Consider the following 23,747-nt stretch of genomic DNA (forward strand, 5'->3'; position numbering starts at 1 on the left):
CGACACCTGACAAGCACGACCACCTGACAAGCACGACCACCTGATAAGGGAATGCTCATGAACCACCGCACCGCCCGGGATCGGCCGACGAGGCCGGCGCTGGACAGCCTGCTGCGACCCCGGCGCATCGCCTTGGTCGGCGCCAGTGACAACAACCTGTTCTCCCGCCGGACCTTCGCCCAGCACAGCCGGCTCACCGGGGCGCGGGAGATCACGCTGGTCAACCCTCGCTCGCCGATCGTCCATGGTGTGTCGACCGTCGGCTCGTGCACCGACATCGACGGCGGCATCGACTGCGCATTCCTGCTCACCCCGCAGCAGGCGACACCCGATGCTCTCCGCGATGCGGCGGCGGGCGGCGCCCGGGCCGCCGCCGTGCTCAGCCAGGGCTGGGGAGAGGACGGCCCCGACGGTCGCGCTCGCCAGGACGAACTCGTGGCGCTCGCCCGCGAACTCGGCGTCACCCTCCTGGGCCCCAACCACCTGGGCTTCGCGAACCTGTGGGACCGGATCGCGATGTGCGCGCTGGGCCTCGACATGCCGATCGAACCGGGCCCGTTCGCCCTGATCACCCAGAGCGGCGCCGTGGGATCGTCGCTGGTCGGTTACGCGGCGCGCAACGACGCCCGGTTCAGCTTCGTGGTCACCACCGGCAACGAGTCGATGGTGACCGTCGCCGATGTCGTCGACTACGTCGTCGACGATCCGCACACCAAGTCGATCGGGGTGTTCGCCGAGACCATCCGCGACCCGGAACTGTTCCGCCGGGCGGCCGGTCGCGCCGCCGACGCCGGTAAGGCGATCGTCATGCTCAAGGTCGGCTCCTCCGAACTCGCCGCGCAGACCGCGAAGGCCCACACCGGAGCGCTGGTCGGCGATGACGCGGTCATCGACGCGGTCCTCCGGCAGGACGGCGTCATCCGGGTCAGTTCGGTCGAGGACCTCATCGGGACGGGCATGCTGTGCGCCCAAACCGGGCCGCTCGCCAGTCCAGGCATCGCGGTCATGTCCGTCTCCGGCGGCGCATGCGACCTCATCGCCGACCAAGGCGAGGCCGCCGGACTGCCTCTGCCGCCGCTCTCGGCGGCAACCGCGGCCCGGCTCACCGCCGTGTTGCCGTCATCGGCTCATCCGCAGAACCCGCTGGACGTCACCGGCGCGGCGGCCACCCGGCCCGAGGTCTGGGAGGGGAGCTTCGCCGCGCTCGCCGCCGAACCGGGCATCGGTCTCATCGGCGCGGTCACGTCCCTGCCCACCGACGGCGAACCGCAGCGGGTGGACACCTTCCGCGCGGTCGCGACGGCGATCCGGTCGTCCGGCACTCCCGGGGTGATCATGCCCCAGATCGATCAACCGCAGTCCGCGGTGGTCCGGCAGGTCAAGCAGGACACCGGGATCGAGATCGTCATGCCCGGCGTGGAGCGATTCGTGCGAGCCGCCGCCGGACTGTCCCGGTGGTCGGCGTGGTTGCAGACCAGGTCGGCCGCCGCCGCGGTCCGACAGTCGGCCGTCGACGTCGAGCTTCCCGAGTCGGGTCCGCTCAGCGAACAGGCGGCGCGAACGGTGCTCGCCGCGGCCGGAATCGACGTGGTGCCCGCCGAGCTGGTCCGATCCCGGGCCGAGGCGCTCGAGGCCGCCGACCGGCACGACGGTGCCGTCGTCCTCAAGCTGTCGTCCCCGGAGGTCGCGCACAAGACGGAGATCGGCGGAGTCGAGCTCGATCTGACCGGCGCGGAGGCGGTCGGTGCCGCGTACGACCGGCTCGTCGCACGAGCCGACGCCGCCGGCGTCCCGCTCGACGGCGTGCTGGTCAGCCCGATGCGCAGCGGCGGCGTGGAACTGCTCGTCGGCGTCACCCGCGACCCGGACTGGGGCCGGGTGCTGGCCATCGCGATGGGCGGCGCCCTGGTGGAACTGCTCGACGACACGGCGCTGCGCGTCCTGCCGGCCTCGCGCGACGACATCGCCGCCGCGCTCGCCGAACTGCGGGGCTACCGGCTGCTCACCGGCTTCCGCGGCAGCAAGCCCGTCGACCTCGACCGCCTCATCGACACCGTTGCGCGACTGGTCGCCGTCGCGGAAGGGCTCGGTGACACCGTCGACGCCGTCGAGATCAATCCGTTGTCGGTGGACGGTGACCGGGTGGAGGCGCTCGATGCGCTCATCACCCGCGCCTGAACCGCTCGGGGCGGACACGGCCTCCCCGCACCGATCGGCACCCGCACCGACCGGCCGCCGCCCGACTGGAGGAAACGACATGACGACCGTTCGGAGTGACCCCGCGCTCCTGGCGCAGATCACTGCGGCGTTGCGCGCCGCGGGCACGGTCCGGCCCGATGCCGAGATCGCCGGCGCCGACCTCACCGGAGTCGGTGCCGGGGCGATGGCCGACACCTTTCGGGTCGAGCTGGACTGGGCTTCGCCCGGTGCCGGTCCGAACAGCCTCGTCCTCAAACGACCTGCGCTCGACACCGCGGCCGCCACCACCGCCGCCTCCCTCGGTGCCTATGAGCGGGAGGCCAGATTCTATCTGGACCTCGCTCCGAGAACGCGAGTGCGAGCACCACGCCTCCTCGGCGTCATCGACCACGCCGGGGCGGGAGACCCGGACACCGTCCTGCTGGAGGATCTCACTCGGGTCCACCGGCCCGGCGATCAGTTCCGGGAGGTTCCGATCGAGCAGTTCAACCGGGCGCGGCACCAGCTGGCGCTGCTTCAGGCGCCGTTCTGGGACGACGAGACGACCGCGCGCCTACCGTGGCTCCATCGCCGGCTGGGGGTACCGATTCCGGGCATCCTCGATCGGATGCAGCGGTCCTGGCATGCCGCCGCAGACACCATCGCCGCGGACCTGCCGCCGGAGGAACGCGAGTGCATCGACCGGTTCGTCGCTGCGGCGCAGGACTGGGCTCAGCTGAATCCGGGCCCGCAATCGCTGGTGCACCACGACTTCCGGGTCGACAATCTGTTGTTCGGCGACGACGAGGTCGTCGCCATCGACTGGCAGACCATCGGCTGGGGCTCGGTGATGTTCGACTTCGCCTACCTGCTCGGCACCTCGCTGGAGTCCGCGACCCGTCGGCGTCTGGAGGGCGAACTGCTCGCCCGGCACCTCGAGGATCTGCAGAGTCTCGGCGTCACCTGGGACGAATCTCAAGCCCAGGAGACCTATCGGTGGGCCTGCGGTGCCGTCCTGCTGATGCTGGTGCCGCCGATCAGCTCGGTGAAATCCAACGCACGCATGGCCGCGATGTTTCGCCGCCTGCTCTCACTCGGCGCGCGTCAAGCGCTCGACAACGACTCGCTAGAACTCGTGACTTCCCAAGTGCCACCCACTCGATGAGGAGAACCGCCATGACACCCCAACAACCCGCCGTCGCCGACCAGACCGTCACCTTCGAAACCGTCGGTCAGGGCCTCACGGTCTACGAGAGCGACGAAGCAGTGGTCGGCCGCGCCAAGTGGCTGGAAACCCCGGACGACGTCATCGCCTTCGTCGGCCAGGACGACGTCAGCGATGTGGTCGTCATCGCCCGCGGCGGCACCACCACCTTCCTCGCCATGGCCCTCAACGCCGGCGTCCGGGGGATCATCACCCTGCAGGGCGCTCCCGAGAGTCACCTGGGCATCCTCAGCCGCGAGTACGGCATTCCCTGCATCATGTCGGTGGCCTTCGAACGCGGGGTCCGAACCACGCGCGGTGAGACGATCCCGGCCGACGGGACGCTGGTCAAGCTCGACATCTCGTCTCGGCCCCACGGCGTGGTGAGCATCGAAACCGGCGCGCCGGTGGACGATTCACCGGAGTCGACGGACGCACCAGCCGCCATGAGCCCCGAACAACTCGCGCAGATCCAGGCCCTGCTCGCCAATTTCCAGGGCGATGTGCCGCCGGGCCTGGAGGGCGACGCGATCATGCGCCGGCGGCTAGGGTCCAACGTGCTCGATCTGGACGACCCCGCGTTCGACCGCGAGCTCAGCATCGACGAGACCAACGACATCCTGACGTATCTGGCCTGGAACGAATGGGATGCGCTGGCCGCGCGCGCCACCGAAGGCGAGTCCGGTCTCATTCCGCGCCAGGAATACGAGGCGCTGGGCATCATGGACAGCTGGTTCCATCATCCGGTGTGGCTCAAGGCGATCCAGGACCGAGTGGGTCCGGCCGGCATGACCGGCATCGCGGCCCGCGCACAACAGGAGATCGGCACCAAGATCAATCTCCTGCACATCTGGGCGTGTGCCAGCGCACCGAGCTTCGGTCGCGGCATCGCGATGGAGCTGAAACTGCATGACTTCGATTACCGGACTGCGGAGATCACCGAGGCGATGTCGAGCGTGCGGCGGATGTATCGGGGCATCTGGGGGAGCGGTCCGATGTTCACCTCGATGCGCGACTACCGGGCCCCGATCCTCGACGACTCCTGGATCGAGCGGTTCGGCCGGGATCGGATCGCGATCACCGGCGACGACGAGCGGTCGATCTTCCAGCGCTTCAACGGCGCTCTGGAGCTCCTGGGCTTCCTCGTTCACTTCGACAACCGGCTCGGACTCGGCGACAGCGGGCCGTACCCGACCGACGGCGGCGGCTTCGTCATGGTCCGCGATCTGTTCATCAACGAGCCGGCCTACGAGTGGTCGTCGACCACCGAGGGGCTGCCGTACGCGGTCACCATCGCAATGTTCTTCGACGGCGACTCCGGCCTCACCACCCGGGTGCAGGATCTGTCGACCATGTTCAGCGACCCGGCGAACTATCTGCCCTATGTCAAAGGCGTCGCGGTCTACGCCCGCGAGAAGTGGGACACGCCGATGAGCGAGCTGACGGTGCTGTCGCTGACCGACATGGACGAGCTCCGTGCTCGCGGCGAGGCCAGTTCAGAGGCGTTGTACAAGCACATCGCGTCGATGAGCCAGGAAGAGAAGGTCATGGCCGGCGCGGTGGTCTACGCCTCGGGCTTCGTGCTTCCCTTCGCCCGGGCCGCCGGCATGGTCGACGAGCTCGTCGCCGACCACGGGTTCATGACGGTGCACCCCGTCCCGACAGCGAGCTACGAGACGATCGTCAGCGGGGTCGCGACCGAAATGATCCCGCGGTTGTTCCTCACCGGGACCTGGGCCAACGCCGTCCCGCCGCACAGCGGTGACGCAGTCGCCAGCGCCGACGGCGAGTTCGAGGTCTTGCATGCCACTCGGGTCCGGGGTTTCGCAACCGCAGAGCAGATCGCCGCAAGCACGGGTCTGGCCCTGCCTCTCGTCGAGCAGCGGCTCGCCGAGGCCGCCGAGAGCGGTTTCGTCAAGCAGCTCACCGGCCGGGTGTCCGGTGCACGACTCACGCCGGTCGGTCGGGCCCGGCTCCTGCTCCTCGCCGACAAGGGCATCGACGAACGACAGCACCGCGACTTGGTGGCCGCCTACGATGCCTTCCTGGTCCCCAACCGGGAATTCAAGGCACTGACGAGCCAGTGGCAGACGGACCGGGACCTCGATGCGACGATCGCCGGTCTGGATCGGATCCACGCGGAGGTCGGCCGCGTCCTGGGCGATTCGGCGTCGGCGGTCGCGCGCTTCGGGATCTACCGGGGCCGCTTCGACCAAGCCCTCGAGCGATTCCGCGGCGGCGATGAATCCGCGCTGGCCCAGCCGATGTCGGAGTCGTATCACGATGTCTGGATGGAGCTGCACGAGGACCTGTTGGTCACCCTCGGCCGGCAGCGCGGTGCGCATGACGAGTAGTTCCAGCGGATCCGATGCCACCGATCCGAGAGTCGGCGGCGTCGGACTGGTGGCGGCCCTTCGCGACCTGCATCCGATCACGGCGGGGGTCGCGGGGGTATCGGCCACCCCGTGCGGAGCCGGGCAACTGGCCGACAGCTACCGCCTCGAGCTGGAGTACCGGCGCGGCGCGCAGGGCCCGCGAAGCGTCTTCCTCAAACTGCCGCCGTCTGATGAGTCCTCGGCGACGACCGCACGGCGGATCAACGCCTTCGCCCGGGAGAGTTTCTTCTATTCTCGCCTCCTCCCGCAGCTCGACGTGAGAACCCCCGGTTTCCTCGGCCTCATCGACCTTCCCGGCCCGACGACGGGAATCGTCCTGGCGGATCTCTCGGACACGACCCGACCGCTGGACCAACTCAGCGACGGCACACCGACTCAGGCGACCTCGGTCATCGACCAACTCGCCGGGCTGCAGGCACCGTTCTGGGACGACGTCGACGCGGCTGGCGGCGACGGCAGGTTCTACAACCGGACGCTCGACCACATGGACGGTCTGGCCGAGCGTTACCAACAGTCGTGGCACCGGCACGGCGAGACGGTCGGCGCCGGGCTCGACCCGGCACAGCGTGAACTCATCACCCGGTTCGGCGACGACTGCCGAGCGTGGGCGACGACGATCACCGGCCCGCGCACGCTGGTTCATCAGGACCTGCGCCTGGACAATCTGCTGTGGAACCCCGGGTCCGGTGCCGTGCTGATCGACTGGCAGACGCTCGCCTTCACCTCGCCCGCGTGGGACCCTGCGTTCTTCCTCGGCACCGCACTGCCGCCGGAGAGTCGCCGTTCGGTGGAGCGCGACCTGATCAGCAGACACGTCGATGCGCTCGCCGCGCGCGGCGTGAGCGGGTGGGGCGGCGAACTCGCCTGGACCGAACACCGGCGGTTGTCCGGATCGGTCCTGCTCGCGATGATCGCGGCCCTGGCCTTCGTAGTACCCACCGACCGCGGCTTCGCCATGTTCGCCTCCCTCATCGATCGTGGCGCGAGGCAGGCACTGGACCTGGACCTTCTGGAATTCCTCGACTGACGAGAGGCACACATGCTCAGCAAATGGGACGACTACCCGATTCACCAGGCGCCGCTCCCGGTGACGACCCCCGTCGGCAGCGACCCCGGCCGCTACAACCGGCACTGGATGGCGATGCACGACACCGCGCTGACCACCCAGGTCGGCTTCGGCTTGAGCGTCCACCCCAATCGGGGCATCGTCGACGCCTCGTTCAGCGTGTCCCGCGGCGGACGGCAACACTCGGTGTTCGGCTCCGCGCCGCTGACCATCGACTACGACATGGATGCCGGACCGCTGCACCTGGACGTCGTCGAACCGGGCCGGATTCTGCGGGTGGTCGTCGATGCGCACGACGGGATCGCGGCCGACGTCACCTTCACCGCGGTCACGAAACACATCGAAGACAGCCGGATGCGCCGAGACTCCGGCCACACGTTGGTCTCCGAGCGGCTGCGCACCGTCCAGTTCGGGGAATGGTCGGGCTGGTTCGAGGTCGAGGGCGATCGAGTCGAATGCACCCGCGACGAGTGGTGGGGTTTTCGGGACCGCTCCTGGGGCACTCGCAGCACCGGTACGGTGAGCGAGGGCCGGGACTCCGCGCACAAGAGCGCCATCTACTTCGCCTGGACGCTTCTGCGCTTCGACGACGAATGTCTCCTCGTCGCCGTCAACGAGAACGCCGCCGGAATCAGCGAAGCGCGTGTCGCCGCGGCCCTGCCGTTCCTCGCGGACGGCGAGCCGACGTACGGCGACGAGGACGGCGTCGTCCGGAGCGACCGCTTCGACTTCGACATCACGTATGTCCCAGGCACGAGGAGGGCCGCAAAGGTCGGTCTGGCGATAGGGCCGCGAGGCGCCATCGCACGGGAGATGAGCATGGAGCCGAAGAACGAGTTCCTCATGCAGGGACTGGGCTATTACCACCCGAAATGGAAACACGGCACCGATCACGGCGGATTGGCGGTCGGCTCCGACTCGTGGAATGTGGCGGATGCAGATCCGACGCGGATCGAGAACGTCCACGCACAGATGATCTGCCGCGCTGTGCGGTCGGACGGGGCGGTCGGGCTCGGCCTGTTCGAGCACGTCGCCATCGGTCCGCACCTGCCGACCGGTCTCGGCGACGGAACCGCGAGCTAGGTATCGGTATGCCGTACGAGAGCATCTACAAGCCCCGACTCTTCCAGGGCCAGACGATCATCGTCACCGGCGGCGGCAGCGGAATCGGCCGATGCACCGCTCACGAACTCGCCTCTCTGGGTGCGAATGTGGTGATCATCGGGCGCAGCGACGAACGACTGGGCGGTGTCGCCGCCGAGATCGCCGAGGACGGCGGCATCGTCAGATCCCAGGTCTGCGACATCCGAGAAGAGGAGCGGGTCCGGGAGGTGGTGGCGGCCACCGTCGACGAGTTCGGTGGGATCGACGGACTGGTCAACAATGCGGGCGGTCAGTACAAGGCGCCGCTCGAGGAGATCTCCACCAAGGGCTTCGAAGCGGTGGTTCGCAACAACCTCACCGGAGGCTTCATCGTCATGCGGGAGGTGTTCACCGCCCATATGAAGGAGCACGGTGGGTCGATCGTCAACATCATCGCCGACATCTGGGGAGGCTGGCCGGGCTTCGCGCATTCCGGTGCCGCCCGCGGTGGCATGCTGACCCTCTCGGAATCCGCGGCCGGCGAATGGGCGGAGTTCGGAGTTCGGGTGAACTCACTGGCTCCGGGATCGATCGCCTCGAGCGGACTGGACACGTATCCGGCCCATCAGCGCAGTTACATTCGGAACTCGGTGATTCTCCGGCAACCGCTGCGGAGGTTCGGGTCGGAGTCCGAGGTGTCCGCAGGCATTGTGTTCCTGTTGTCGCCGGCGGCGGCGTTCATCACGGGGTCGTGTCTGCGGGTTGACGGCGCGGCGCCCAACGGCCGCCGGTGGACGCTGGCCGGGTCGAATAACAACGCGGTCTACAACGGCTTTCACCGGGCGCAATCACCGAAGATCCTCGAGGGCGAGGACTGAACGGGCGGATGAGGACTCCGCGCTCCGGCGGGTCTGAGGGGCTTGCCGCGGGGGAGGCGGCTTAGAGTTATGGTCAGTCAGCGGCAATTGTGACGGAGAATCATCGCCGGGCCGGGCGGAGCGACTAGACGGGACGTGGGGTGTCGGAGCCGACGGAATCGATCGTTCTGGGGGAAGTCTCTGTACCGCGGCCGGCCGACGTCTTCGCGGAGACCCTGCGGCGCCAGATCCTGGACGGCGATCTGCCGGTGGGTGCGATGCTGCCCGCCGAGCGACAGCTGGTCGAAGACAGCGGTCTGACCCGGTCTGCGGTGCGTGAGGCACTGGCCCAGTTGCAGCGGGAGGGTCTCATCGTCGTCAAGACCGGTCGCCGGGGCGGTTCGGTGGTCACCCGCCCCACCGCATCAGAGGTGCTGCGCTCGGTGCGGCTCAATCTGGAAGGGTGGGCGCCGGATTCGGAGATGCTTCTCGAGTCGCGGGTGGCGATCGAACCCTGGTGCGCTTACTTCGCTGCCGAACGACGCACCGAGCAGGACCTCGCGGAACTGAAGCAGATCAATGAGCAGACGGCACGGGCACTCGACGGCCACGGCGACTTCGTCGCGTGCAAGGTCGCCTGGCACAGCGCCGTCTCGCGGGCCGCTCGCAACGAGGTGCTGTTCACCCTCATCGAAGCGGTGTCGCGGGCGGCGTACCGGCAATTCGATCAAGCCACCCTGCGCGGTGAGGACGAGCACACCCGTCGGCACTCGCTCGATCTGCACGTGGCGGTGACCGACGCCATCACCGAGCGACGGCCGGGGCGGGCCTTCCAGTTGATGGCCGATCATCTGAACGCGCCGGCGATCATCGACGAACTCCGCGAGAGCGGCACCGACTGCTGAGCGCGGTCGCGGTAGACCAACTATTCCCGGGACTCGGGCGCTGCACCGATTCCGTTGCGGATCAGCGTCTGGGCAGTCGTCACCAGATACTCGAAGGAACCTCGCTCCGGCCTCCACCACTCAGCCGTCCAGTCGAGCGCGCCCAGGACGAGCATCCGGGCCATACCCAGATCGATGTTCGGATTGAGTTCGCCGGCCTCGGCTGCGGCCGCCAGGAGTTCGCGCCAGACGTTGCCGTAGGACTGCCGTTCGGATTCGTAGCGGACCCTCAGATGCTCAGGCATCTGGCCGCCGTTGCGCGTCGCGGCCGTCGTGTACGCCGACGCACCCAGGACCTGCTGCAGATGTGCCTCGGCCGCGATGAGGACGCGGTCCATGGGCCGGGCCTCCTCCGAAGTCGCAGCCAGTGCGCCGATCACGTGATCGTGCATGCATCGGACGCCGGAGACGACTACTTCCTCGATGAGCTCCTCGCGTGACTTGAAGTAGTAGTAGACAGCGGGAGCTTGCAGGTCGGCGTGCTCGGCGATGTCACTGAGTCTGGTACCGGCAAAACCCTTGCGACTCAGCACGACTGCGGTCGAGCCAAGGATTCCTTTCTCGAGTACTGCCGACGCTGGACGAGGCCGTCGATGGTTTCTTCGATGAGACGAATACCGGCCGGGCCGGCCGATTGGGCGACGCGGGTTGAGTCGCCCGTTGATTACCAGCCCGATGGGGCGCAGCGGAGTCGGAGTCAAAATCACCTGATATGTATTGACGCCCATGGGTTTTCAGGCCGATAGAGCGGTGGTTTCATCCGACCTCCGCTGCGCTGCGATCGGCTCAACTCAACCAGCGGGTGGCGCCAATTCTGCAACAGTCACCGAAATCGCCTGGCGGTTCTTGGCGGATCGATGCTATCGAACTCTTGTACGATTGCAATGCGCAAAGTGACATGTACCACATCAAGTGGCGCAATAGTACCCTGACCCTGACCCTGACCCTCGCCCCCGACGCCGCAGCCTGAGGTGCATCTCCCAAGTCGACTGCGTGGGATCGGCGGATCAGATGGGCGTCCGACGACAACGCGGCCGAGCGTCTGTCACGGCTGGGGCGACAGCACGATCCGGAGGGCTCGGCCGCTCTGCTGGGCAGCGACCACGTCGTTGATCGAATCCAGATCGGCGGTCCCGGCGATGAGCTGCTCGACCGGCAGCCTTCCGGACCGCCACAGACCCACCAGCATCGGCAGATCCCGATGCATGCTGATTCCGCCATGGAAGCTGCCGGTGATCTTCTTGTCGTCGTGGAACAGCTCGTAGGCGTTGATCTCCACGGACTGGTCGGGTCGGCCCGCGCCCACGACCGTCACGGTGCCGCCCCGGCGCACCGCCCGCCACGCGCTGGTGACCGTCGCGGGAGCTCCGACGGCGTCGATGACCACGTCCAGGTCACGGAGTTCGTCGATTCGGTCGGGGTCGAGTCCCTCGGTGGCGCCGACCGTCGTGGCGAGCGTCCGTCGTTCGGGCATCGGATCGACGGCGACGACCCGAGCCGCCCCGGCGACCACGGAACCCATCACTGCGTTCAGTCCCACTGCGCCGCAGCCGATCACGGCGACGTCGTCGCCGGGCCGCACCCGTGCGCTGCGGATCGCCGCGCCGACGCCGGTCGGCACCGCGCACCCCATCATGGCTGCCACCGGGAACGGCACGTCGTCGTCGATGCGGACGACCGCGTTCTCCGGCACCACCGTCTGCTGGGCGAAGGTTGAGGTCGCCATTCCCTGGTGGATGGAGGTGCCATCGACGCTCAGCGGTGACGCGCCCCGGCCTCGGCCGGCACGCAGATCGGCCGAGGACTTGCGGTTGGCACACAAGTAGTCGTCTCCGCGGCGGCAGGGCGCGCACCTGCCGCACGGCGGCACCCATACCAGGACGACGTGATCGCCCGGCGCGACCGAGTCGACGCCGTCACCAGTCGCGGTGACGACGCCGGCACCCTCGTGACCGAGGACGACCGGAGTCGGCTGCCCGAACGATGTGGTCAGTGACAAGTCGGAGGCGCAGACTCCGCAACTGTGCAACTCCACCGACACCTGTCCGGGGCCGGGCGGGGCGATGTCGATCTCCTGGACCTGGAAGGGCTCGCCAGGGCGCCACATGACTGCTGCTCGCATCGGATGTCTCTCTGTCGGAACGGGATAGTGGGTCAGAACGGGATAGTGGGTCAGACGGGATAGTGGATGGAGGTGTACTGCAGGTAGGCCTCGAGGCCCTCGGTGCCGAATTCGGTGCCGAGTCCGCTGTTCTTGTGGCCGCCGAACGGGGCGGCGGCATTCGATCCGTAGTGGTTGATGCCCACGTTCCCGATCTGCAGCCGCTTCGCGACGGCCGTCGCTCGGTCGGCGTCAGCACTGAAGACCGTCGCCGCCAAGCCGAATTCGGAATCGTTGGCGATCGCTATCGCGTCGTCGACATCGCGGTAGGCGATCACCGACAGCACCGGCCCGAAGATCTCCTCGCGGGCGATTCTCATTCCTGGCGACACCTGCGAGAACACCGTCGGCTCGACGTAGAAGCCGCGGGGGAATCGGGTGTCGACGGCCCCGCCGGTGAGCGCCTTCGCTCCCTCGGCCCGGCCGGCGTCGAGGTACCCCGCCACCCGGCTGCGCTGACGCGCCGAGACCAATGGCCCGAAGAAGACGTTCGGGTCGGTGGGGTCTCCGATCGGTGCGGCGGCGACGACGTCGGCCGCCAGCGAAGCGATTTCGTCGTGCCGATGAGCCGGCACCAGGAGCCGGGTGCAGGCTTTGCAGGTCTGGCCCGTGTTGCGCATCGACACTTTTAGCAGGTTGCGCGCCAGAATATCGGGGTCGAAGTCGTCGAGCACGATCGCCGGCGACTTGCCGCCGAGTTCCAGCGTGACCGGGCGCAGCCGTTCCCCGCAGCTACGGCCGATCATCCGGCCGACAGCGGTGGAGCCGGTGAAGGAGATCTTGTCGACGTCCGGATGGTTCACCAGAGCATCGCCGGCGCGGGTGCCGCCCGTCACCAGATTCACGACGCCGTCGGGGATTCCGGCGGCGGAGACGGCGTCCATCAGTGCGCGGGTGGCCATCGGTGTCTCCGGGGCCGGCTTGACGACCACGGTGCACCCGGCGAGCAAGGCCGGCCCGAGTTTGATGATGACCAGCCCGAGCGGGAAGTTCCAGGGAGTGATGAGTCCGGCCACCCCGACCGGGCCGCGCCGTACCAGCGTGTGACCGGACGCCATCGGGTTCGGTCGGTCGTCGACGCGCGTCAGCGTGTCGACGAGGCCCGCGGTCAGCCGCAGGTGGGAGGCACTGTGCCCGGGTGCTCCGGAGCTCTCGGCGACCGGGGTTCCGTTCTCGGCGGTGATGATCCGCGTGATCTCCGCGGCGCGTCTGTCGATTTCGTCGGCGAGTCCGACCAAGAGTTCGGCGCGTCGGTTCGGATCGTCGGCGGCCCAGGCGGGGAACGCTGTTCGTGCCGCGGCGACGGCCCGGTCGATGTCTCGTTCGTTGCCGTCGGGAACCGCCGCCCACACCTCCTCGGTCGCCGGGTTGACCACGGGAGTCCGGTCGGGGGAGTCGGAGGCGGTCCATCGCCCGCCGATGAAGATGTCGTCGTGATGCTGCACGGGTAGGTCCTTCTCTGATTCGGCGCTCACGCCGGGGCCGCGGCGCTGCGCTTGGCGGCGAATGCCAGTGCGTCGTCCCAGGTGCCACCGCGCGCGATCTGGGCGCGATACTTCATGATGTCGCCTCGTCGATTGACCGCGAGCGCACCGATCACACGGTCGGCCTCGCGGTACAACGCGACCAGGTCGTCGGAGTCCCAGCCGCCGCCGACCACCTCGGGCTCTCCGACGGGAAGCCCGGCGAACTGGATTCGCCGGCCGTACCAGTCCGACCAGAAATACGGGACGTGCCGGTATGGGGTGGCTTTGTCGGGAGCGAGCAGGTTCTCCATGGCATGAATGGCCTGCTCGCCCGCATTGGTCCAGTGCTCGAGTCTCATCGGACGATCGAACAGTGGATTCGTCCAGCGGGCGACATCTCCTGCGGCCCAGACGTTCTCGGCAGCCCGCAGCGTTTGATCGCACACCACGCCGTTGTCGAGTGTCAGTCTGGACCCGGCCAGCCAACCGGTGGCGGGGTCGGCGCCGATGCCGGCGACGACGAGGTCGGCGGGGATCTCGGTGCCGTCGGCGAGCCGGATCGCTTCGACCCGCCCGTCGCCCACTACTTCCGACACCGCCACGCCGCACCGCAGATCGACTCCGTTGCGTGCGTGCAGCCGGCTCAGCCCGCGGCCACCGGTCTCCCCGACGGCCCGCACCAGCGGGGTCGGCGCGGCTTCGACGAGAACGGGTTCCAGGCCGCGCTTGACCGCTGCGGAGGCGACCTCCGCGCCGACGAATCCGGCGCCGATGATCACCACGCGGGCCCCGCGGTCGAAGGCATCGCGAATCGCCCAGGCGTCGTCGAGGCGACGCAGAACGTGCACGCCGGACAGACCGTCGGTGCCGGGCAGCGTTCGGGCGCGAACTCCGGTGGCGATCAACAGCGCGTCGTAGTCCACCTCGCCGTCGGAGGTGGTGATGCGTCGACGGTCGGTGTCCAGGCTCCGGGCGTGGACGCCGAGGCGGAGGTCGATGTCGAGGTCCCCGGCGAGGTTCTCGACGCCGGGCAGCCGATGGGTATCGGGCGGTGGTCCGCTGCCGAGGTATTCCTTGGAGAGCGGTGGACGGTCGTAGGGTAGATGGATCTCGTCGCCGATGAGGGTGATGCGGCCGCCGAAGCCGTTGTCGCGGGCGGTCTGCACGGCGCGGAGCCCGGCCAGTGAGGCGCCGACCACGACGACGTGATCGAGTGATCGGGCGGTCATGCCGGGGTCGCCTTCGCCCGGCTGGCCCATTCCTCGATGCGCAAGAGGTGGGGGAGTCGGTGCGCCACCGCATCATCGGCCTCCAGATCGGTGCCGGCCACTTCGCCGACCCAGACACAGCCGCTGGACCCGTCGATGGTGATGATGTCGCCGGCCCGGACCCGGACGCCGTCGTCGGCGTGGATCTCGTCCCCGGTGATCGTGAGGGCCTCGGCACCGACGACGGCTGGGAGGCCCCAGCCGCGCGCCACCACCGCGGCGTGGCTCACCAGTCCGCCGCGAGTGGTGAGGATGCCGATCGACGCCGACATGCCGGCGACGTCTTCGGGGCTGGTGCTGGACCGGACCAGGATGACGTCGTCGTCGGCGCACATCGCGTCGTCGGCGGTGAGCACCACGCGCCCGGTGACGCGGCCCGGAGACGCGCCGAGACCGGTGCCGAGGAGGGTGGCGCCGGCGCCCGGGCCGTGAGCCTCGGCAGCGATCTCCGCACGCGCCCGGGTTCGCAACGTTTCGGGGACCCGGATCAGCACCTCCTCGGGGGTCAGCGCTATCTCCGGATCGTCGGCCAGGTCGGCCGCGATCCGCACTGCCGCGACGGCACTTCGCTTGCCGATGCGGGTCTGCAACAGCCAGAGCTTCCCGCTCTCCACCGTGAACTCGACGTCGCAGACATCCCGATAGTGCAGTTCGAGCCGACGCAGCGCGTCGAGCAGATCGCGATAGGCCGCCGGCTGATGCTCTCCCAGGTAGGAGAGGGGGTGGGTGTTCATGGTGCCGGCGACGACGTCCTCGCCCTGCGCGCACGGCAGGTAGTCGCCGAAGGGTACGGCCTCACCGGTCGACGGATTGCGCGTGAAGACGACGCCGGTACCGGAGTCGTCCCCCCGGTTGCCGAAGACCATCGCCTGCACATTGCACGCCGTTCCGAGGTCCTCGTCGATTCCCTCATGTCTGCGGTAGGCGCGGGCGCGGTCCGAACCCCACGAGCGGAAGACCGCTTCGATCGATTCGCGAAGCTGCTCGTACGGCGCATGCGGCACGTGCCGGCCGGTGATCCGGACGATTTGAGCGTGCAGATCGGCGACGTGGGCGCGCAGCTCGGAGGTCGTTGCGCCCGATGCGTCGAGGGTCGGCAGCGATTCCTCGTGCACTCCCATGACGGTGGTGGCGTACATGCCGAGGAAACGCCGGTAGCTGTCCCAGGCGAAGTGCTCGTCGCCGGAGATGCGCGCGAGCCCCCGGACGGTGTCGTCGTTGAGGCCGAGATTGAGGACGGTGTCGAGCATCCCCGGCATCGATACCGGGGCGCCGCTGCGGACCGCCACCAGGAGCGGGTCGTTCGGGTCGCCCTGGGTGCGGCCCATGCGATCGGCGAGCACCTTGATGTGCGCGCGGATCTGGTCGTCGAGCCCGTCGGGCCAGCCTGTTTCGAGGTATTCGCGGCAGACCGGAACCGAGATGGTGAACCCGGGCGGGACGTCGAATCCCAGCTCGGTCGTCATCTCCGCGAGGCCGGCACCCTTTCCGCCGAGCAAGTGGCCCAGATCGCGCGCGGGAACGCCATGATCGTGGTCGAAAGAGTAGACGCCGGTCATCGATGCCTCCAGAACGTAATTGGTTAGACCGTTTGAGTTCAACCTAGCCTGAGAGGTGAATCACTGGAAGATCGTGAGGTGCGTCAGTTCATACTTCACCCTTATGGGGGAGGCGGCTCATCGGCGGATCGGAACACCTGCTCGCATCCGCGCAGTTCACATCATGGTGTGATACATCGCCCCGGCCTGGGATCGGTTGTTGACGCCCATCTTCCGCATCAGTCGCTTGACGTGCGACTTCGTCGTCTCCGGGCTGACGTAGAGCCGTGCACTGATGTCCGCATTGGTGAGGCCTTCGGCGAGCAGCCGAAGTACCTCGCGTTCGCGCTCTGTCAGCGCGTCCCACCAGTCGCTGTCGACCGGGCTCGCCGCTGAATCCGCGCTGTCGGCGCTCGCCAGCAATCGATCGAGGGTCGCCCCGATGCTTTCGCAGAACAGGCTCAGCAGGTCCCGGTCGAATTCGTCGTTCAGTCCGGTGTCGAGGTTGCGATCGATGTGAATCATGCCGGTGACCCGTCCGCGGGCGACGATCGGTGCTGCGGCATAGGTGATCGATCGGGTCACCGGATGGATCGTCGGATGGACGCGGGGATCGCCGATCGCGCCGAGGACGAGGATGGGCTTACGCTCACGAACCACGTGCACCTCATGGAGATAGCGGATCTCGTGATACGGCGGACCGCCCGCAGACACCATCGCCTTGGCCGCGGACGGTCCCTCGAACGTGTGGGCGGACCGGGGTACCCAGCGCTCGTTGTCCACCCACGAGAACAGCGCCCGCTCATAGCCCAGTCGCGTGGTCTCCACCGGGATGGAGTCGGCGAGGTCTTCGATGCTGCGGACCGATCGGATCCGGGCGATCTGCCGGGTCACGTCGGCGAGCTTGGACCGTTGCCGAGCCAACTCGCCCGCCAGCAGTTCGGCACGGCCGGCCCGCAGGTCCCGGGCCGCCTCACGCAGCTCCGGGGTGCTGTGCAGTCGGCCGATGACGACCTCGATCGACGAGATCATCTCGACTGCGGTCTCGGTGTCGACGACGCCGTGGGTCGCCGATCGTGCCGATGCGCCGAGCTGTCCCGCGACCTCGCCCAGCGTGTGAATCGCTGCGAGCAGGGCTTGCTCGGACAAGTCGTCGGTCACGGGCTCGTCTCGCCTCCGGAATCTGCGGGGTGGGTACCTGTCTCCCCCGAAAGAGTGAAACCCGGTTGCGCCACTCGAATCGGGTTGACGCCATTGTGACATCCAGCACATCATCAATGCAATTGGTCCAACAGTTGGCGAAGAGCCACGGTAACCAGGAGGAACCTGCAATGACCAGCAATGAAACCATCGCCGGCAAGCTCATCGGGACCGGCGTCAAAGCGTTCACGTCCGTGAACGGGGCCACCGGGACGATCCGGTTTCTCGATTCGCCTGACGAGGTCCTCGACTTCATCGACGGCCCCGACGTCGCGACGACCGTCGTGATCTCCCGCGGCGGCACCACCACGTTCATGTCACCGGCGTTGATGGCCGGCGTGGCGGGACTCATCACCCTGCAGGGCGCGCCCGAGAGTCACCTCGGCATCCTGTCGCGCGAGTTCGGCATCCCTTGCGTGATGTCCACCGAATTCACCGAGGGGATCCAGACCTCCCGCGACGAGACGATTCCCGCCGACGGCACCGCCGTGCGGCTGGACACCTCCGGAGACGTCGGTCAGGTGTACCTCGTCGACGGCAACGCGTAAGGAGCACCAGACCATGTCGACCACAGATCAGCACACCGAGAGCGCCGTCGCCGAGGCGGAGTTCGACCCCACCCCCTTCCTGCAGGCCTTCCAGGGCGAGGTGCCCCAGGGGATCGACGGCGACGGACAGATGCGCGAGCGCGTCCAACTGCCGTTCATGGACACCGACTCCCGCGACGTCCGCCTCGAGAGCCTCGAAGACGCCCAGGTGAACAGCTGGCTCGACTACGCGGCGTGGAATCTCTGGGACTTCATCCTGGGTCGCGCGTCCGAGGGCGAGTCCGGCCTCATTCCGCGCCAGGAGTACGAGACCATCTCGTTCGTCCAGCAGTGGAACACCTATCCCAAGTTCATTCGGATGCTCACCGACGAGATCGGCGTCGATGGAATTCTGGATCTCGCGAAGACGTCGAGCCGTGAGGTCGGCACCAAGATCAACGTCACCCGCAACTGGGCCGCGTCGGTCTGCCCGATCCTGGGACGGGGAATCGGTGTCGAGCTCGGGCAGGACACCGTCGACTCGCGGCGCGAGGACCTCGACACGCTGATCCAGTTCGGTCGACGGCTCCAACACGGCACCTGGGGTGACGGTCCGGGGTTCGTCTCGGGCCGTCAGTTCCAGATCCCGGTGCTCGACGACGACGTGCTGCAACCGCTCCTCGACCAGGTGAAGACGTTCGACGATCCGGCCGATCTCGACGCCTTCCGGCAGTTCAACGCCCGCACCGAGCTGTTCGGCTTCATGCTGCATTACGACTGCCGCGCCGGCATGGGCGACACCGGTCCGTACCCGCTGCCGGGCAACAGATTCGCCATCGTGCGCGATCACTTCCTCAACGAGACCGCGTACCCCTGGTCCGGTGTCGCCGACGGCCTGCCCTACTGCGTGACCCAGGTGATGGTGTTCTCGGCGGAGAAGGTCGACGCCAAGATCACCGAGATCATGACCACGTTCACCGAGCCGTCCAACTACCTCGACTACCTCGAGGGAGCGGCGGTCTTCGCGCGCGACACGATGACCACGCCGATGAGTCAGCTCCGCGTCCTCGATGACCAGGAGATGGCCGAGATCTCCCGCAAGTGCCAGTCCGGGACGATGGCGATGTATCGGACCCTGTCGAAGAAGTCGACCGAGGAGAAGATCCGCGACGGCGTCATGGTCTACACCCGCGAGTTTCTGCTGTCGCACGCCTCGCGGGTCGGCCTGTGGGACAAGTGGGTCGCCGACGGCTTCGACACTCTGCATCCCAACGCCGAGGCGGCGTGGCCGACCCTGACCAGCTCCCGCGCCGCGGAGATTTTGACGCCCGTGCTGCTCTTCGGCAAGGGCTTTCCTCACGTCTCCACGGGTGAATGAGGCAGTCATGACTGTGAGAGCAGAGGCCATCGACCTGATGGATCTGGCGCCGTTCATCGCAGGCGCCGAGAACCCGTTGTTCGCCGAGCTCCGCGAACGCGAACCCCTGCACTGGAACGACGAGGCCGACGGACCGGGCTTCTGGTCGGTGACCCGCTACGACGACCTGATCAAGGTCGTCATGGACCCGGAGACCTTCATCAACGGTGAGGGCACCCAGATCCTCAGCCGCAAGGTGGAGGGCGACACCAGTACCGTGCACAACACCGACCCGCCGCGGCACGGCAAGCTGCGCAAACTCGCGGCACCGCATCTGCGTGCGGTCAAGATCAAGGCCTGGCAGGAGATGATCGACCGCGCCGTCGCGACGATCCTCGACGACATCGAGGAACGTGGCGAGGTCGAGTTCGTGAAGTCGGCCGCCGCGCTGCTGCCGATCCAGGTTCTCGGGCAGGTGCTCGGCGTGCCGCTCAGCGACTGCGGACTCTTGCTCGACTGGACGAATCGGGTGGTCTCCGACGATCCGGAGTACATGGTGCGGCCCGACGAGAAGGAACGTGCCCGAAGCGAGATGTTCGCCCATTTCAAGGAATTGAGCGAACAACGGCGGGCAGAACCGCGCAACGACATGGTCTCCAAGCTCGTCGTCGCCGAGCTGGACGGAGAACCGCTGGGATGGCATGACCTCGCGGCCTACTACTTCGTGCTGGTGGGTGCCGGAAATGAGACGACGCGCAATCTGCTCACCGGCATGGTGCTGGCGTTCGCGGAGTTTCCCGACGAGTGGGCGAAGCTGAAGGCCGACCGGACGCTGCTCAAGCCGGCCATCGAGGAGATGCTGCGCTACATCACCCCGATCCGCGCGATGCGGCGCACCGCCACCCGGGACGTGGAGTGCGGCGGGCGCACGATCCGGGCGGGCGACAAGGTGGTCTGCTGGTTCCAGGCGGCTAACCGCGATCCGGCGGTCTTCAGCGACCCGGATGTCGTCAAGATCGATCGGGAGGACAACGAGCACGTCGGGTTCGGCTGGGGCATCCACGCCTGTATGGGTTCGCATCTGGCGCGGGCCGAGGCCACCGCCTTCCTCACCCAGCTGCTCGATCGGGACCTGACCATCACCCCGCTGGGTGAACCGGATCGGCTGCACACCAATCAGTTCCACGCGTTCAAACGACTGCGGGTCCGCGTGGAGAAGGGAGCATGACGATGAGAGTGGTAGTGGACTGGGACCTCTGCGAGGGGCACGGTCAATGCGAGTACGCCGCCCCCGACGTCTTCACCATCAACGATGACGGCAACCTGGAGGTGCTCGACTACACACCCGACGAGAGTCAACGTAAGCCCGTCGAGCAGGCGGTCCGCCGGTGCCCCGTCCGGGCGCTGTCGATCGAAGACTGAGCGATCATGGCGGGTACCGCCGGCCGACCGGCGGGGGATCGCACCGACCGCCGAGTGCCGATCCCCGGTACGGCGAATCTTCGGGATGTCGGCGGCTATCTCACCGCGGGCGGTGAGATGGTCGCGCACCGGCGCCTGTATCGCTCGGAGGCCATCGTCGACCGTGGCGGACCGTCCTCCTATTCGTTCTACGACCCGACCAACGAGGTCGACTACCGGCGGCTCGCGCTGCGGACCGTGATCGATCTTCGAGCGGCGCAGGAGGTGTCGGCTGCGCCGACCGCCTGGGCTCGGGCGTGTGGCGCCCGGCTCTATGAGTTCCCGATCGCAGAGGGCGGCGAGGGGGCCGACACCAACTATCTCAAGATGCTTCTGACGGGGGAACTCGACCGATTCGACGCGGTGGCGATGGGCCGGTTCTACATCGATCTGCTCGAACGGAGGGCCGATCGATGGGGAGCGGCCTATCGGCTGCTCGCGGAGGCAGGAAACCTCCCGGCGCTGGTTCACTGCGCGGCGGGCAAAGACCGCACAGGTGTCTTCATCGCTCTCGTCCTGTCGTCGCTTGGGGTGCCCGACGACGACGTGACGAAGGATTATGCGCTCACCGATGTCTACCGTCCCGATCGAATCGACGCATACGCGGACCGCTTTCGGGCGGTCGGCCGGGACCCGGAGATCGGACGGGCGCTCTTCGAGTCGCCCCGCGAGGCGATGACCACGATGCTCGATCGCCTCAAGGCCGTCTACGGTGGGGCGGTCGGCTATCTGGTGTCACGCGCGGGCGTCGATGCCGAGACGGTGACCCGGCTGCGGCACGCGCTGCTCGAGGCCTGACGGCAAGAGACGATCGTGACGACGCGCTTTACGTAATCGGTCTGACCATTATATCCTTCAGGTTGAACAGTAGGCCGCTCGAAGGTGGGGTATCGCGCGTTCGGCACAACGCGGCCTCCCCGGTCGGGTTGCCGGGCACGCTCGATCGAGAGGAATGATTGTGACGACCTTCGGAGTCAACGCGTTCGGCGTCGGTACCGGCCGGCGGCGTTTCGAGACGATGACCGAACTGGCCCGCGAGGCTGAGGCGGCCGGATGCACCGCGGTATGGACCAGCGAACTCTACAGCCGGTCGGCGACCGTTCCCATGGCGGCGCTCGCGGCCGGGACCAGCACCGTTCAGATCGGCACCAACATCGCCTACGGGGTCGGACGGTCGCCGCTGGTGTGGGCGGCTGAGGCCCGCGACCTCGACGAACTGTCGGATGGCCGGATCATTCTCGGGCTCGGCAACGGGACGCCGAAGATGATGGAGGCCTGGCACGGCGTCAGCGGCGAAGCGCCGGCGGCGCGGATGGCGGACCTGCTCACCGTGCTTAAGAAACTGTGGCATCTGCACGAGGGGCCGGTCGATCACGACGGTCGCTTCTACTCGGTTCACATCGCACCCACCGCCGACGTGCCGGAGCCGGTCCGGCCGGAGATCCCGTTGTGGATCGCCGGCGTCAACAAGTACATGCTGCGGGTCGCCGGGGAGCGCGCCGACGGGCTGATCGGCCATCCGATGTTCACCGTCGACTACGTCAGCGGTCCCGTCGCCGACGAGATCGCCGTGGGTGCGGCTCGCGTTGACCGGGACCCCGCCGATGTCGCCATCATGGGGATCAAGATGTGTGCGATCCACGATGATCTGGAGGTCGCGCGCAGGCAGGCGGCCTTCGCGATCGGCCAGTATGCAGCGTCGCGCGTCTACGATCGACTCTTCGAACTGCACGGCTGGAGTGCTGCACAACAGGAGATCAGGCAGGCGGCCCGAGACCGGGATACCGAGGCTCTGGTGCGTGCGGTCAGTGACGACATGATCGATGCCATCGCGATCGCCTGCCGACCCGGTGATTTCGCCGGTGAACTCGCCAGGTTGCCCGGAGGATTCGATCACCTCGACCTGATCGCACCGCCGTGGGGTCTGACCGACGAGGAGACCAGGGCCATCAACGCCGCTATCCTCATCGGGCTGCGGGAACATCTGGGGCGGGGCTGACCGCGACGGCGATGCACGGTTGCAGCGACGTATTGGTTATTTGGACGTACCAAAATAATGGTTGACTCAAATGGGACGTTTGGTTACTGTCGAGACAGGGAATCACTCGCCGCCCACCACCGGACGAACACCGGGCCGACCGCGAACCGTTCAGCCGAGTTGACCGTCATCAGGCATCCGGCCCTCGGAGAACTCCAGCCGAATTCCTTCTGACTCAGGAGAGCATGCAATGCAGATTGTGGACCAAGCGTTCGAGACCCTCCTCGTTGAGGAAGTCAAGCCCGGCGTTCTGCTGGTGACGCTCAATCGCCCCGATCGCTACAACGCGATGACGAACACGATGTTCGTCGAGATGGAGCGGCTGGCCTGGGGAATCGATGCCGACGATGACGTTCGGGTCGTGGTGCTCACGGGTGCGGGCAAAGCCTTCTGTTCCGGTTACGACCTCGCCGATGCGGAGGAGCTGCCGCACCTGGGTGCCCTCGGGATGCTGGACCAGCAGGAGCGCGCCGCGCGGGCGCTGACCGCTTTGCGCGCCATGCGGGTTCCGCTCATCGCCGCGGTCAACGGGGCCGCGGCGGGTGGCGGGTTCTCGCTGTCGCTGGCTGCCGACATCCGCGTCGCCGCGCCGACCGCCAAGTTCAATGCGGCCTTCGTCAAGATCGGTCTGTCGGCAGGCGACCTCGGAGTGTCCTGGTTGCTCACCCGACTCATCGGCCCCGCCCGGGCCAGCGAGATCTGCTTCACCGGTCGCATGGTCGACGCGCCGGAGGCGTCCGAGATCGGCCTGGTGAACCAGGTCGAGGACGACGCGATCGCCGGCGCGCTGGCGATCGCCGAACAGATCGTCGGCAACTCGCCGGGCGGTGTGCAGCTGTCCAAGCGGGCGTTGCAGGCCAACCTCGAGACGGGGTCGTACGCTGCCGCCCTCGAGCTGGAGAACCGCGGCCAGGCGCTCCTCACCCGCAGCGCCGACATGCCGGAGGCGCTGGCCGCCTTCAAGGAACGGCGCGCCCCCGTCTTCCAGGGCAACTGACCAGCA

20 protein-coding genes are annotated in these 23,747 nt (G+C 67.6%); 14 read left to right on the top strand and 6 right to left on the bottom strand.

The features are described from left to right. Positions 1–57 precede the first annotated feature (57 nt). The 7 genes from AAFO60_RS17685 to AAFO60_RS17715 all read left to right on the top strand — a co-directional run bounded on the left by AAFO60_RS17685 (position 58) and on the right by AAFO60_RS17715 (position 9,689). Entirely contained in the window at positions 58–2,178 is a 2,121-nt protein-coding gene (locus tag AAFO60_RS17685; RefSeq protein ID WP_347957550.1) for an acetate--CoA ligase family protein, read from the top strand. Positions 2,179–2,257: 79 nt separating this feature from the next. After that, the gene (locus AAFO60_RS17690) at positions 2,258–3,343 is read left to right on the top strand and encodes a phosphotransferase family protein (RefSeq protein WP_347957551.1); all 1,086 of its coding nucleotides are present in this window, start codon (positions 2,258–2,260) and stop codon (positions 3,341–3,343) included. Between the two features lie 11 nt (positions 3,344–3,354). Next, a complete protein-coding gene (locus AAFO60_RS17695; RefSeq protein WP_347957552.1) occupies positions 3,355–5,736 on the top strand; it encodes a PEP-utilizing enzyme in 2,382 nt (793 codons plus the stop codon). Beyond that, positions 5,726–6,805: a phosphotransferase family protein gene (locus AAFO60_RS17700; protein ID WP_347957553.1), complete on the top strand. Its 1,080-nt coding sequence runs from the start codon at positions 5,726–5,728 to the stop codon at positions 6,803–6,805. The genes AAFO60_RS17695 and AAFO60_RS17700 overlap by 11 nt, the downstream gene beginning before the upstream one ends. Positions 6,806–6,817: 12 nt before the next feature. Then, positions 6,818–7,927, top strand: a complete 1,110-nt coding sequence (locus AAFO60_RS17705; RefSeq protein WP_347957554.1) for a hypothetical protein — start codon at positions 6,818–6,820, stop codon at positions 7,925–7,927. An 8-nt stretch (positions 7,928–7,935) separates the two neighbouring features. Further along, complete coding sequence (locus AAFO60_RS17710; protein ID WP_347957555.1) at positions 7,936–8,805, top strand: SDR family oxidoreductase; 870 nt, start codon at positions 7,936–7,938, stop codon at positions 8,803–8,805. Between the two features lie 140 nt (positions 8,806–8,945). Continuing rightward, positions 8,946–9,689 (top strand): FadR/GntR family transcriptional regulator, encoded by a 744-nt coding sequence (locus tag AAFO60_RS17715; protein WP_347957556.1) that lies wholly within the window; start codon positions 8,946–8,948, stop codon positions 9,687–9,689. Between the two features lie 20 nt (positions 9,690–9,709). On the opposite strand, the gene AAFO60_RS17720 is transcribed toward AAFO60_RS17715, so the two are convergent. The 6 genes from AAFO60_RS17720 to AAFO60_RS17745 all read right to left on the bottom strand — a co-directional run bounded on the left by AAFO60_RS17720 (position 9,710) and on the right by AAFO60_RS17745 (position 17,322). Continuing rightward, positions 9,710–10,456 (bottom strand): TetR/AcrR family transcriptional regulator, encoded by a 747-nt coding sequence (locus tag AAFO60_RS17720; RefSeq protein WP_347957557.1) that lies wholly within the window; start codon positions 10,454–10,456, stop codon positions 9,710–9,712. Between the two features lie 317 nt (positions 10,457–10,773). Next, complete coding sequence (locus AAFO60_RS17725) at positions 10,774–11,850, bottom strand: alcohol dehydrogenase catalytic domain-containing protein (RefSeq protein WP_347957558.1); 1,077 nt, start codon at positions 11,848–11,850, stop codon at positions 10,774–10,776. 50 nt (positions 11,851–11,900) lie between these two features. Beyond that, on the bottom strand, positions 11,901–13,334 hold the full coding sequence (locus tag AAFO60_RS17730) for an aldehyde dehydrogenase (RefSeq protein WP_347957559.1): 1,434 nt from the start codon (positions 13,332–13,334) through the stop codon (positions 11,901–11,903). A 26-nt stretch (positions 13,335–13,360) separates the two neighbouring features. Beyond that, the gene (locus AAFO60_RS17735) at positions 13,361–14,584 is read right to left on the bottom strand and encodes an NAD(P)/FAD-dependent oxidoreductase (protein WP_347957560.1); all 1,224 of its coding nucleotides are present in this window, start codon (positions 14,582–14,584) and stop codon (positions 13,361–13,363) included. Then, positions 14,581–16,182, bottom strand: coding sequence for a pyruvate, phosphate dikinase (locus tag AAFO60_RS17740; RefSeq protein ID WP_347957561.1), 1,602 nt, complete (start codon positions 16,180–16,182; stop codon positions 14,581–14,583). Before AAFO60_RS17740 ends, AAFO60_RS17735 begins: the two co-directional genes overlap by 4 nt. Positions 16,183–16,338: 156 nt before the next feature. Further along, the gene (locus AAFO60_RS17745; protein WP_347957562.1) at positions 16,339–17,322 is read right to left on the bottom strand and encodes a helix-turn-helix transcriptional regulator; all 984 of its coding nucleotides are present in this window, start codon (positions 17,320–17,322) and stop codon (positions 16,339–16,341) included. 170 nt (positions 17,323–17,492) lie between these two features. On the opposite strand from AAFO60_RS17745, the gene AAFO60_RS17750 reads away from it, so the two are divergent. The 7 genes from AAFO60_RS17750 to AAFO60_RS17780 all read left to right on the top strand — a co-directional run bounded on the left by AAFO60_RS17750 (position 17,493) and on the right by AAFO60_RS17780 (position 23,741). After that, complete coding sequence (locus AAFO60_RS17750; protein WP_347957563.1) at positions 17,493–17,909, top strand: PEP-utilizing enzyme; 417 nt, start codon at positions 17,493–17,495, stop codon at positions 17,907–17,909. A gap of 13 nt (positions 17,910–17,922) precedes the next feature. Next, positions 17,923–19,266, top strand: a complete 1,344-nt coding sequence (locus AAFO60_RS17755) for a hypothetical protein (protein WP_347957564.1) — start codon at positions 17,923–17,925, stop codon at positions 19,264–19,266. Between the two features lie 7 nt (positions 19,267–19,273). Next, positions 19,274–20,473, top strand: coding sequence for a cytochrome P450 (locus AAFO60_RS17760; protein ID WP_347957565.1), 1,200 nt, complete (start codon positions 19,274–19,276; stop codon positions 20,471–20,473). 2 nt (positions 20,474–20,475) lie between these two features. After that, positions 20,476–20,667, top strand: a complete 192-nt coding sequence (locus tag AAFO60_RS17765; RefSeq protein WP_347957566.1) for a ferredoxin — start codon at positions 20,476–20,478, stop codon at positions 20,665–20,667. A gap of 6 nt (positions 20,668–20,673) precedes the next feature. Continuing rightward, the gene (locus AAFO60_RS17770; RefSeq protein WP_347957567.1) at positions 20,674–21,504 is read left to right on the top strand and encodes a tyrosine-protein phosphatase; all 831 of its coding nucleotides are present in this window, start codon (positions 20,674–20,676) and stop codon (positions 21,502–21,504) included. A 160-nt stretch (positions 21,505–21,664) separates the two neighbouring features. Next, complete coding sequence (locus AAFO60_RS17775) at positions 21,665–22,705, top strand: LLM class flavin-dependent oxidoreductase (RefSeq protein WP_347957568.1); 1,041 nt, start codon at positions 21,665–21,667, stop codon at positions 22,703–22,705. Positions 22,706–22,934: 229 nt separating this feature from the next. Further along, positions 22,935–23,741 (top strand): enoyl-CoA hydratase/isomerase family protein, encoded by an 807-nt coding sequence (locus tag AAFO60_RS17780; protein ID WP_347957569.1) that lies wholly within the window; start codon positions 22,935–22,937, stop codon positions 23,739–23,741. Positions 23,742–23,747 lie beyond the last annotated feature (6 nt).

This window comes from Gordonia aichiensis (assembly GCF_039946255.1).
Taxonomy (GTDB): domain Bacteria; phylum Actinomycetota; class Actinomycetes; order Mycobacteriales; family Mycobacteriaceae; genus Gordonia; species Gordonia aichiensis_A.